The following is a 10,957-nucleotide window of genomic DNA, read 5'->3' on the forward strand; positions in this document are numbered from 1 at the left end:
CACCGTCGCGGGCCGCGTCCGGGTGGACCGGGGGCTCGGTGCGGCGCTGGGCGGTGAACAGGACGATGCCGACGGCGAGCGCGACGCCGGCGGCCAGCACCCCGGACTCCGGGAACACGGTGGTGGCCAGGCCGAGGGCGAGGATCGGGCCGACGATGAAGCAGAACTCGTCGACCACCGCCTCGAAGGAGTAGGCGGTGTGCAGCTTGGGCGGCTCGTCGCGGTACAGGTGGGCCCAGCGGGCCCGGACCATGGCGCCGGCGCTGGGCATCGCGCCCATGCCGACGGCGAACACGAACAGCGTCCAGGACGGTGCGTCGAAGTGGGCGCAGAGCAGCAGCCCGGCGGCGGAGGCCAGGGTGAACGCCGCCGCGGGGAGGGCCACCCGGCGCTGCCCGTACCGGTCGATGAGCCAGGAGACCCCGGGGCCCAGCACGCCGGCGGCGATCGCCAGCGCGGCGGACACCGCGCCCGCCAGCCCGTAGGACCCCCTCAGCTGGGAGAGCATGGTCACGATGCCGATGCCGGTCATGGAGATCGGCAGCCGGGCTATGAAGCCGGCGGAGGAGAAGGCCAGCGTGCCGGGGGCGGCGAAGATCTGGCGGTAGCTGGACAGCACGGGGGAGCTCCGTGGAAGTAAGGAACAAGGCTGATCAAGACAGCTTACGTACCTTGGCAAACGGTAATTTCCGGACACCCCGCGTCGCCCCGGCGACGCCGTCCGGCCCCTCAATGGCAGGATCGGTCCCATGTCCGACGTGCGCAATCCCTCGCCCTCCGGCGCCGCTGCGACGGCCGCCGCCCCGTACGACGCGCTGCTGCTGCTCTCCTTCGGCGGGCCGGAGGCCCCGGAGGACGTCGTGCCTTTCCTGGAGAACGTCACCCGGGGCCGCGGGATCCCCAAGGAGCGGCTGAAGGAGGTGGGCCGGCACTACTTCCTGTTCGGCGGGGTGAGCCCGATCAACGAGCAGAACCGGGAACTGCTCGCCGCGCTGCGCAAGGACTTCGCCGAGCACGGCCTGGACCTGCCGGTGTACTGGGGCAACCGCAACTGGGCGCCGTACCTGGTCGACACCCTGCGCGAGATCGCCGCCGACGGGCACCGCCGCGTCGCCGTCCTCGCCACCAGCGCGTACGCCGGCTACTCCGGCTGCCGCCAGTACCGCGAGAACCTGGCAGACGCGCTCGCCGTCCTCGCCGAGGAGGGGCTGCCCGAACTGCGGGTCGACAAGCTGCGGCACTTCTACAACCACCCCGGTTTCGTCGGGCCGATGACCGACGCCGCCGTGGCCGCCCTGGAGACGCTGCCCGCGGAGGTCCGCGACCGGGCCCGGCTCGCCTTCACCACCCACTCCATCCCCGAGAGCATGGCCGAGACCTCCGGAGCCCCGGACGACCCGGCCCGCGGCCGCCCCGGCGGCGCGTACGTCGCCCAGCACCTGGACGTGGCCCGGCAGATCGCGGACGCCGTCGCCGGGCGCACCGGCGTCGCCGACCGCCCGTGGGAGCTGGTCTACCAGTCCCGCAGCGGCGCCCCGCACATCCCGTGGCTGGAGCCCGACGTCTGCGACCACCTGGAGGCCGAGCACGCCGACGGCGCCGCCGCCGTGGTGATGGTCCCGATCGGCTTCGTCTCGGACCACATGGAGGTCAAGTACGACCTCGACACCGAGGCCCTGGCCAAGGCCGCCGAACTCGGCTTGCCCGCCGCCCGCGCCGCCACCGTCGGCGCGGACCCCCGCTTCACCGCCGCCGTGCGCGAACTGGTCCTGGAGCGGGCCGCCACCGAGCGCGGCGAGGCGGTCACCCGCTGCGCCGCGGGACGGCTCGGCCCCAGCCACGACGTGTGCGCCGTCGCCTGCTGCCCCAACCCGCGCAGCCCGCGCCCGGCCGCCGCCGAGCGCTGAACCCCTCCCGAGGAGATCCCCGTGTCCGGCCCCAGGCCCGAACCGCTCGACAGTCCGCAGCCCGACCGCCCGCGGTCCGACGTACGACCCGACGTGCGACCCGACGACGCCCTGCTGGACGAACTGCTGGACGTCGCCCTGGACGCCGCCCGGCAGGCCGGGGCGCTGCTGCGCGACGGCCGGCCGGCCGACCTGGGCGTGGCCGGCACCAAGAGCAGCCCGGTCGACGTGGTCACCGAGATGGACCTCGCCTCCGAGAAGCTGGTCCTGGAACTGATCACCACCCGCCGTCCCCGGGACGGCTACCTCGGCGAGGAGGGCGCGGACCGCCCCGGCACCAGCGGGGTGCGCTGGGTGGTCGACCCGCTCGACGGCACCGTCAACTACCTCTACGGGCTGCCCTCCTGGGCGGTCAGCGTGGCCGCCGAGGTGGACGGCCGGGCGGTGGTCGGCGTGGTGTACGCGCCCGCCCGCGGCGAGCTGTTCCAGGCGGTGCTGGGCCGCGGCGCCCTGCTGGACGGCCGCCCGCTGGCCGCCCGGCCGGCCCCGCCGTGGGGCCAGGCGCTGATCGGCACCGGCTTCAACTACGTGCAGGCGGTGCGGATCCGCCAGGCCGAGGTGCTGCTGGCGCTGATGCCGCAGGTGCGGGACATCCGGCGCGGCGGCGCGGCCGCCGTCGACCTGTGCGACGTGGCGGCCGGCCGGCTGGACGGGTACTACGAGCGCGGCCTCGCGCCCTGGGACCGCGCGGCCGGTTGCCTGATCGCCGCCGAGGCCGGCGCCGTGGTCGGCGGCCGCCCGGGGCACGGCCCGGACGGCGAGCTCACGGTGGCCGCCGCGCCGGGCGTCCACGGACCGCTGCTGGAGCGGCTGGCGCAGCTGCGCGCCTGGGAGTAGGCACGCCCGCGGGCGCGCTCCGGACGGCATCCGGAGTGCGCCCGCGGCGTTCCCGGCCTCTGTGGAGCGGCTGCTCCCGGGCAGCGAAGAGCCCTGGCATTACGGGGGATGCCAGGGCCTTGGTCTCGCACGGCCCCCGAAGGGCCGCTGGTGCCGGAGGGACCGGCGTCGGGTCGGGCAGGGTCAGGCGGCGGTGCGGTGGCGCTCCAGCACGGTGTCCACACCGTGCTCGGCCGCGAGCCGACGGAGATCGTCCAGCTCGGACTGTTCCACCTCGGCCAGGAACTCGTCCCCGGCTTCGAGCGCGCGGTGCAGGTCCTGCTCGGCATTGGCGATGCGCTGCAGGATTCCGGCGGTGAAGGCGTCCATACGGGCCCCCTTACTGTGTCGGACGTGCACGTTCGTGCGTCCCCGGGCCAGCGGCGCGGCGGTCAGCGGAAGCGCCCCGACCGGGTAGGCCATGGATCTCCGGTCGGGCGTGGAGACGGCCTGCGGCCGCTCCCGATGACGTCCCAGCCCCTGGGCCGGCGCGGATGAACGCACGGCGGGTGGGTGCGACCGGCCGAGGAGCCAGATCGCGGGTGTGCACCTGTCCTCCCCGCCCCCGGGGCGGGGAAACCTCCCGGCGCGAGAAAGTTGCCCGTGTCACAGTCCAACCGGACTGATTCTCGTACGAACATGCGTACGGACCGTGCGGTGGACGGGCGACCGGCGGGCCGCGCACGGCCGGCCGGGCGGGCCGCACCGGAATCCGGCCCGTGCCCCGGAGGCAGCTTATCGCTGCTTTACCGCAGGACCAGGCAGGATGGAGGCACCGTCGGAGCCGCGCGTCCGCTTCCGGGGCCGGCCTGGGAGAAGGGACAACCACCGTGCGGGTACTCGTCGTCGAGGACGAGCAGCTGCTCGCCGAGGCCGTCGCCACCGGCCTGCGCCGCGAGGCGATGGCCGTCGACGTGGTGTACGACGGGGAGGCCGCGCTCCAGCGCATCGCGGTCAACGACTACGACGTGGTGGTCCTCGACCGCGACCTGCCGCTGGTCCACGGTGACGACGTGTGCCGCAGCGTGGTCGACCAGGGCCTGGCCACCCGGGTGATCATGCTGACCGCCTCCGGCGACATCAGCGACCGGGTCGAGGGCCTGGAGATCGGCGCCGACGACTATCTGCCGAAGCCGTTCGCCTTCAGCGAACTCGTCGCCCGGGTAAGGGCGCTGGGCCGCCGGGCGACCGTCCCGCTGCCCCCGGTCCTGGAGCGGGCCGGGATCTCCCTGGACCCCGGCCGCCGCGAGGTCATCCGTGACGGACGGACCGTCCAGCTCGCCCCCAAGGAGTTCGCCGTCCTGGAGGTCCTGATGCGGGCCGGCGGAGCCGTCGTCTCCGCCGAACAGCTCCTGGAGAAGGCCTGGGACGAGCACACCGACCCGTTCACCAACGTCGTTCGGGTCACCGTGATGACGCTGCGCCGCAAGCTCGGCGACCCGCCGGTGATCGTCACCGTCCCCGGCTCCGGCTACCGGATCTGACCCGGACCCCGACGGGAGACGGCCCGACGGGAGACAGGCCCGACGGACCCCCACCCACCACGCGCCCGCCCCGGCGGACGCCCGAGAGGACGATCATGACCACCCCGCCCCCGGCCGGCGGGGCCTCCGGCGCGCCCGCCGGAGGCCCGCGCGCCGTGCCGCCGCCCAAGCCCGCCGAGCCGCCGGTCCCGCCCCACGGCCCGCAGGCCACGTACGTCCCCGGCGACGGCATGCTCGCCTGGCTGCCGTTCCGCCCCACCATCCGCATGCGGCTCACGCTGCTCTACGGCGGCATGTTCCTGATGGCCGGCGTGGTGCTGCTGCTGCTGATGTACTTCTTCGTCCGGCAGGCCTTCCACGACGAGTCGCTGCCGAACCTCACCCTCGGCCCCGGCGTGGTGCTCTACACGCCCGACGGCAAGCCGGCGACGACCGAGACCTTCAACCAGTGGCTGGACGTCTACCAGACGAACCAGGCCAACCGCGCGCTGGACATCCTGCTGCGCAAGTCGCTGACGGTGCTGGTCTGCCTCGCCGTGATCGCCTTCGTGGCCGGCTACACGATGGCCGGCCGGGTGCTGCGCCCGCTCGGCCAGATCACCCGCACCGCCCGCGAGGTGGCCTCCTCCGACCTGCACCGGCGGATCGAGCTGGACGGCCCGGACGACGAGCTCAAGGAGCTCGCCGACACCTTCGACGACATGCTCGACCGGCTGCACCGCTCCTTCGACTCCCAGCGGCGCTTCGTCGCCAATGCCTCGCACGAGTTGCGCACCCCGTTGGCGATCAACCGCACCCTGCTGGAGGTCCAGCTCTCCGACCCGAGCACCTCGCCCGACCTCCAGCAGCTCGGCAGGACCCTGCTCGCCACCAACGAGCGCAGCGAGCAGCTGGTCGAGGGCCTGCTGCTGCTCGCCCGGTCCGAGAACGAGCTGACCGACCGGCGGCCGGTGGAGCTCTCCGAGGTGGCCGGCCGGGCCCTGGAGCAGACCCGCGCGGAGGCCGGCAAGCGCGAGGTCGAGCTGCGCTCGGAACTGAACCCGGTGATGGTCGCCGGCAACGGCGTGCTGCTCGAACGCATCGCGCTCAACCTGCTGCAGAACGCCGTGCGCTACAACGTCGCCGGCGGGTGGGTGGAGATCACCACCGCCGAGGTTGCCGGCGGCGGCGGGGAGCTGGTGGTCTCCAACACCGGCCCGGTGGTGCCCGGTTATGAGCTGGAGCACATCTTCGAGCCGTTCCGCCGGGTGAAGGGCGCCGACCGCACCCGCAGCGACAAGGGCGTCGGACTCGGGCTCTCCATCGTCCGCTCGGTGACCCGGGCGCACGGCGGCACCATCGAGGCCGCTCCGCGTCCCGGCGGCGGCCTCACGATGCGGGTGCGCATCCCGGGAGCCTGATCCCGCCCCCGGGGCCGCAGGGGCCCCGGTACGCCCTCCGGACCACCCGCGTTCCGTGCGCCGACCGAACCGAGCCGCCCCCGCCAGGCCTGTCAGAACGACATAAGCCCTGGCGGGGGCGGCTTGTCTTTTCCGGTCCGGGCAACTTACGGTGTCGTAACCTACGCCACCGTAAGCTGGGTGGAGAGCGGGCGTTCCGTACGCCCGTCCCCGCTCCGGCCGCCGGGTCAGCCGTACCCGTCCCCGGCCCCGTGTCCGCCCAACGCGCCCGTCCCGCGCGTGCCGTCCCCCAGGAGCAAGACTCGTGACCATCGCCCCCGTGCAGCGCACCGCCTCGATCGGTTCGAGCGCCTGGACCGACACGCGGCTGATCCTGGCCCTCGAAGAGGTCGTGGAGAAGGAGCTCAACCGGCACCTGAAGATCGCCAAGGAGTGGATGCCGCACGAGTTCGTGCCGTGGAGCCAGGGCCGCGACTTCGACGGCGTGCTCGGCGGCGAGGCGTGGTCCCTGGAGCAGTCCAAGGTCACCCCGCTCGGCCGGGTCTCGCTGGTGGTCAACCTGCTGACCGAGGACAACCTCCCCAGCTACCACCACGAGATCGCCACCATGTTCGGCCGCGAGGGCGCCTGGGGCACCTGGGTGCACCGCTGGACCGCCGAGGAGGGCCGCCACGGCATAGCGATCCGCGACTTCCTGCTCGCCACCCGGGCCGTCGACCCGGTGGAGCTGGAGCGGGCCCGGATGAGCCACATGTCCGAGGGCTTCGAGTCGGACAACGCGCACAGCATGCTGCACTCGGTCGCGTACGTGGCCTTCCAGGAGCTCGCCACCCGCATCTCGCACCGCAACACCGGCCACTACGCCGGCGACCCGCTCTGCGACCAGCTGCTGGCGAAGATCGCCAACGACGAGAACCTGCACATGGTCTTCTACCGGAACCTGCTCAAGGCCGCCCTGGAGATCGCCCCGGACCAGGCCATGCGCGCCATCGCCGACGTGGTCACCGACTTCCGGATGCCCGGTCACGGCATCCCCGGCTTCGAGCGGGCCGCCGCCCAGATCGCCATCGGCGGCGTCTACAACCTGCGCATCCACCACGACGACGTGCTCCAGCCGGTGCTGCGCCACCTCAAGGTCATGGAGATCTCCGGCCTCGGCCCGGACGGCCTGATGGCCCAGGACGAGCTCGGCGTGTTCCTGGAGGGCCTGGACGGGCAGGCGCGCAAGTTCGAGGAGCGCCAGGCGGCCCAGCTGGCCCGCCGCGCCGCCCGCGTGGCGGCCCAGTAGCGCGTCCGGCAGGCGCGGGCCCGGTCGTGCGACCGGACCGCCCGGGCGACCGCCCGGGCGGGTCGCGGCGACCGGGGGCGCACGGACGATCGGCCGGGTCCCGGGTGGGATCCGGCCGTTCCGGTTGGGTGGATTTTCCGTGTTTTGCCCTGGAAGATTCGGAACGTGACGAAGCTCACACCGTGTCGCTGCGCGGGTCCGCCCGATCTCGGAGGGTGATCATGTCGGGGGTCACACCCGTCGCCGTCCGTGACCGGATCCGCGACGGGGTCCCCTCCGATGGATTGGCGACCGCCCCTGGTGGGCAAGGGAATCGGCGGGAGGCCGAGCGGCACCCGGTCACTGTGGGTGGTCACCCGCAGGATGGCGCGGCGGCCCGGCGATGGCCCAGCGTGAGGCGTCCGGAGCCCGATCCGATCACCCCAACGGACCCCCGGCTGAGTGTCGATTGAGTAACAGGGCTTGAAGTAAGGCAAAATCTCGCCCTCGGGTCGGGCACAAGACCGACCCCCCATGCGTTACGTGCGCTGGAGATACCGCACACACCGCACAAACCCGGAGGGGGAGAGCGAACAATGGCAACCGACTACGACACCCCACGCAAGACCGATGACGACCTCAACGAGGACAGCATCGAAGAACTGAAGGCCCGGCGGAACGAGAAGACCACCAGCTCCGTCGACGTCGACGAGTTCGACGCCAACGAGGGCCTGGAGCTGCCCGGTGCCGACCTCTCGAACGAGGAGCTGTCCGTCCGGGTGCTGCCGCGCCAGGCCGACGAGTTCACGTGCATGAGCTGCTTCCTGGTGCACCACCGCAGCCAGCTCTACAGCGAGAAGAACGGCAACCCGATCTGCCGGGACTGCGGCGCCTGAGCAGCCCGCGGCCATGGTCCGGGTTCAGCGGCAGTCGCGAAACCGGCACCCCGCCCCTTCCGGCCCCGGGCAGCGGGGCCGGAGGCAGTTACCGCGGCCTTCACGGGGGCCGCACCTGCCGTACGGAGTCAGGGCAGTACGGAGTGACCGAGGGACGGTTCCGCAGTGCGGAACCGTCCCTCTCCGTTTCTCCGGGCCGTGCCGGGTTTCTCCGGACCCGTGCCGGCTCCCGTGGGGCACCGCCGGGCGGGTCGTGGCCCGGCGGGGCCCACGGGCGCGCCGCCGGGGCCTGGCTCAGGCGCGGGCGCCCTTGCGGGCCTCGTCCAGCGCCTCCGCCAGCCGCATCGGCGAGCGGGTCGACAGATAGAGGTACGGCGTCGGGTCGGTCGGGTCGGTGACCTCCACCCGCAGCGCGGTCGGCACGTAGCTGCGCAGCAGCATGAAGGCACGCGGGTCGGCCTTCACCCCGCGCCAGGCCACCGCGTCGGCCGGGCCGAGCGCGTGCGCCGTTCCCAGCGCCTCGACCGGGATGCGGGCCTGCCCGGCCACCAGGGAGCCCTGGACCACCCGGATCCGGGCGGAGCCGTAGCTGCTGATCGCGGCGGCGCCGGCCGCGATGCCGACCACCAGCCCGACCAGCGCGCCCACCGCGCTGAGACGCAGCAGGATCATGGCGAGCGTGAGTCCGGTCGCGACGGGGAGCAGCCACCAGAGGCGCGGCACGGTGAGGCGTTCGTCGTACATGCCCTCCATTGTGGGCGCCGTTACGCCGTGCCCCGGCACCGCACCCGGCCCCGGCCGCCGATTTCTCCCTTACCAGCGGAGCTACCCGTCGGTAGGGTTGGGTGGCGTGACCGGTTCGATTGCCACCCCGCCCCTGCCGGCGCCCGCCGCCGCGCCCCTCCCGCCGACGCCGACCACGCCGCCGCCGGACGCCTCCCTGCCGCCGCGCGCCCCGCAGGCACCCGCGCCCGGCACCCGGCTCGGCTCGCACTACGAGCACTGCTTCGGCTGCGGCCCCGGGCACCCCGGCGGCCTGCGGATCGACGCCGTGGCCGGCGAGGGGCTCGACGTCACCGCCGAGTTCACCGTCCGGGACCACCACCAGGGCGGCCCCGGACTGGCCCACGGCGGTCTGCTCACCGCGGCCATGGACGAGACCCTCGGCAGCCTCAACTGGCTGCTGCACGCCCCCGCGGTGACCGGCCGGCTGGAGACCGACTTCCTGCGCCCGGTGCCGGTGGACGCGGTACTGCACCTGCGGGCGTGGATCACCGGGGTGCACGGCCGCAAGATCTACAGTGCCGCCGAGGGCCGGATCGGCGGCCCCGACGGACCGGTGGCGATCCGGGCGACGGCGCTCTTCGTCCAGGTGAAGCTGGAACACTTCACCAAGCACGGTCGTGCCGAGGACATCGAGAGGGTCCTCGACGACCAGGACCTGATGAAGCGCGCCAGAGCCTTTGAGGTGAACCCTTGAGCCACACCCCCCGTCCGCCGGTGGACGTCCTGATCAGGCGCATCGACGCCGAGCTGCCGCTGCCCGCGTACGCGCAGCCCGGCGACGCCGGCGCCGACCTGCGGACCACCGTCGACGCCGAGCTGGCCCCCGGAGAGCGCGCGATCCTGCCCACCGGCGTCGCCATCGCCCTGCCGGACGGCTACGCGGCCTTCGTCCACCCCCGCTCCGGACTGGCAGCTCGTTGCGGAGTTGCGCTGGTGAACGCCCCGGGGACGGTCGACGCCGGGTACCGTGGAGAGATCAAGGTGATCGTCGTCAATCTGGACCCGCGCGAGGCGGTCAGCTTCCGGCGAGGGGACCGGATCGCCCAGCTGGTGATCCAGCAGGTCGAGAAGGCCCGCTTCCACGAGGTGGCCGAGCTTCCCGGGTCGGCACGTGCCGAGGGCGGGTTCGGGTCGACCGGCGGCCATGCAGCGGTCTAGGCTGCCCGCGAACTCGCAGGAAGCCGAGCAGGTATTCGCATCGGTCTTGGACCGGGAAGGACAGTGACCGTGTTCCGTCGTCGCCACAAGAGCGAGGACGCTGTCGAGCAGCTCGCCGACGACGCCATCAGCGCCGACGAGACGGCCGATGACGTCGAAGGTTCCGCCGAGAGCGAGAACGTGACCGAGCTGGACCCGGCCGACCGCGTCGGCCTGCCGCCGGCCCCGCGTCCGGACGGTCCGTGGGACTACTCCGAGCTGGAGAAGCCCGAGGAGGGCCGCGTTGACCTCGGGGGCCTGCTGGTCCCCGGTGTCGAGGGCATGGAGCTGCGCGTCGAGGTGGCGGGTGACGCGATCGTCGCCGCCACGCTGGTCCTCGGCAACAGCGCCATCCAGCTCCAGGCCTTCGCCGCCCCGAAGTCGGAGGGCATCTGGAGCGAGGTCCGCGAGGAGATCGCCAACGGCATCACCTCCCAGGGCGGCCTCATCGAGGAGGAGGAGGGCGAGCTGGGCTGGCACCTGCGCGCCCAGGTCCCCGTACAGCTGCCGGACGGCACCCAGGGTGTCCAGATGGTGCGCTTCGTCGGCTGCGACGGACCGCGCTGGTTCCTCCGCGGCGTGATCTCGGGCCAGGCCGCCGTGCAGCCCGAGATGGCCGGCATCCTGGAGCAGGTCTTCCAGCAGACCGTCGTCGTCCGCGGCGAGAGCCCGATGGCCCCCCGCGACCCGATCGTGCTGAAGCTCCCCGAGGACGCCCAGATGGTCGCCGACGGTGGCGGGGCAGCTGCCGCCGGCGAGGGCGACAGCCGCTTCGGCGGCACCGCGCTCGACCCGTTCGCCCGTGGCCCGGAGATCACCGAGGTCCGCTGAGCGTCCGCCTGAACAGGCCCTTCGCCCCTGCCCGGGACCCCGGGCGGGGGCGATTTGCTTGTGGCGGCTCCAAACCCGTACAGTTCCGGAGTCGCCGCGAGAGGGGCGGCCGAAAGCAAGTCGGATGAATGAAACTCCGGAAAACGGGGTGAAAAACTTCTGATAAGCTGGGAACACGAAAGAACGAAGCGCCCGGAGGGCCCGCTGGAAGGCGGTCCGAAGGAAGTGTCCGTTCCTTGAGAACTCAACAGCG

12 protein-coding genes are annotated in these 10,957 nt (G+C 73.0%); 9 read left to right on the plus strand and 3 right to left on the minus strand.

The annotated features are described in order from the left end of the window. Nucleotides 1-619 (minus strand): MFS transporter (locus ACWEQL_RS37395; RefSeq protein WP_452155201.1); only part of this gene is annotated, 619 nt, incomplete at its 3' end. Between the two features lie 130 nt (nucleotides 620-749). On the opposite strand from ACWEQL_RS37395, the gene ACWEQL_RS37400 reads away from it, so the two are divergent. Both ACWEQL_RS37400 and ACWEQL_RS37405 read left to right on the plus strand, forming a co-directional pair. Further along, nucleotides 750-1,907, plus strand: coding sequence for a ferrochelatase (locus ACWEQL_RS37400; RefSeq protein ID WP_452155203.1), 1,158 nt, complete (start codon nucleotides 750-752; stop codon nucleotides 1,905-1,907). A gap of 93 nt (nucleotides 1,908-2,000) precedes the next feature. Beyond that, nucleotides 2,001-2,804, plus strand: a complete 804-nt coding sequence (locus ACWEQL_RS37405; RefSeq protein WP_452155219.1) for an inositol monophosphatase family protein — start codon at nucleotides 2,001-2,003, stop codon at nucleotides 2,802-2,804. 183 nt (nucleotides 2,805-2,987) lie between these two features. On the opposite strand, the gene ACWEQL_RS37410 is transcribed toward ACWEQL_RS37405, so the two are convergent. Further along, nucleotides 2,988-3,173: a hypothetical protein gene (locus ACWEQL_RS37410; RefSeq protein WP_452155205.1), complete on the minus strand. Its 186-nt coding sequence runs from the start codon at nucleotides 3,171-3,173 to the stop codon at nucleotides 2,988-2,990. A gap of 500 nt (nucleotides 3,174-3,673) precedes the next feature. On the opposite strand from ACWEQL_RS37410, the gene ACWEQL_RS37415 reads away from it, so the two are divergent. From ACWEQL_RS37415 to ACWEQL_RS37430, 4 genes are all read left to right on the plus strand, one after another. Then, nucleotides 3,674-4,327, plus strand: coding sequence for a response regulator transcription factor (locus ACWEQL_RS37415; protein WP_238863910.1), 654 nt, complete (start codon nucleotides 3,674-3,676; stop codon nucleotides 4,325-4,327). Between the two features lie 95 nt (nucleotides 4,328-4,422). Then, on the plus strand, nucleotides 4,423-5,727 hold the full coding sequence (locus ACWEQL_RS37420; protein WP_452155207.1) for a sensor histidine kinase: 1,305 nt from the start codon (nucleotides 4,423-4,425) through the stop codon (nucleotides 5,725-5,727). 304 nt (nucleotides 5,728-6,031) lie between these two features. Next, on the plus strand, nucleotides 6,032-7,015 hold the full coding sequence (locus ACWEQL_RS37425; protein WP_452155209.1) for an acyl-ACP desaturase: 984 nt from the start codon (nucleotides 6,032-6,034) through the stop codon (nucleotides 7,013-7,015). Nucleotides 7,016-7,590: 575 nt separating this feature from the next. After that, nucleotides 7,591-7,890 carry a DUF4193 domain-containing protein gene (locus ACWEQL_RS37430; RefSeq protein ID WP_452155211.1) on the plus strand — a complete coding sequence of 100 codons (300 nt, stop codon included), beginning with the start codon at nucleotides 7,591-7,593 and terminating at the stop codon, nucleotides 7,888-7,890. Between the two features lie 294 nt (nucleotides 7,891-8,184). Here the strand turns inward: ACWEQL_RS37430 and ACWEQL_RS37435 are convergent, their stop codons facing one another. Continuing rightward, nucleotides 8,185-8,634, minus strand: coding sequence for a DUF3093 domain-containing protein (locus ACWEQL_RS37435; RefSeq protein WP_452155213.1), 450 nt, complete (start codon nucleotides 8,632-8,634; stop codon nucleotides 8,185-8,187). A gap of 133 nt (nucleotides 8,635-8,767) precedes the next feature. On the opposite strand from ACWEQL_RS37435, the gene ACWEQL_RS37440 reads away from it, so the two are divergent. The 3 genes from ACWEQL_RS37440 to ACWEQL_RS37450 all read left to right on the plus strand — a co-directional run bounded on the left by ACWEQL_RS37440 (nucleotide 8,768) and on the right by ACWEQL_RS37450 (nucleotide 10,704). Continuing rightward, nucleotides 8,768-9,370 carry a PaaI family thioesterase gene (locus tag ACWEQL_RS37440; RefSeq protein ID WP_452155221.1) on the plus strand — a complete coding sequence of 201 codons (603 nt, stop codon included), beginning with the start codon at nucleotides 8,768-8,770 and terminating at the stop codon, nucleotides 9,368-9,370. Beyond that, on the plus strand, nucleotides 9,367-9,834 hold the full coding sequence (dut, locus tag ACWEQL_RS37445) for a dUTP diphosphatase (RefSeq protein ID WP_452155215.1): 468 nt from the start codon (nucleotides 9,367-9,369) through the stop codon (nucleotides 9,832-9,834). The genes ACWEQL_RS37440 and dut overlap by 4 nt, the downstream gene beginning before the upstream one ends. Nucleotides 9,835-9,903: 69 nt before the next feature. Then, nucleotides 9,904-10,704, plus strand: coding sequence for a DUF3710 domain-containing protein (locus ACWEQL_RS37450; protein WP_452155217.1), 801 nt, complete (start codon nucleotides 9,904-9,906; stop codon nucleotides 10,702-10,704). Nucleotides 10,705-10,957 lie beyond the last annotated feature (253 nt).

Source organism: Kitasatospora sp. NPDC004240, assembly GCF_053603215.1.

What these genes read in the sequence shown, in the direction of transcription:
- ACWEQL_RS37430 (WP_452155211.1), top strand. Translation starts at nt 7,591, where the DNA reads ATGGCAACCGACTACGACACCCCACGCAAGACCGATGACGACCTCAAC.
- ACWEQL_RS37435 (WP_452155213.1), bottom strand. Translation starts at nt 8,634, where the DNA reads ATGTACGACGAACGCCTCACCGTGCCGCGCCTCTGGTGGCTGCTCCCC.
- ACWEQL_RS37400 (WP_452155203.1), top strand. Translation starts at nt 750, where the DNA reads ATGTCCGACGTGCGCAATCCCTCGCCCTCCGGCGCCGCTGCGACGGCC.
- ACWEQL_RS37420 (WP_452155207.1), top strand. Translation starts at nt 4,423, where the DNA reads ATGACCACCCCGCCCCCGGCCGGCGGGGCCTCCGGCGCGCCCGCCGGA.
- ACWEQL_RS37410 (WP_452155205.1), bottom strand. Translation starts at nt 3,173, where the DNA reads ATGGACGCCTTCACCGCCGGAATCCTGCAGCGCATCGCCAATGCCGAG.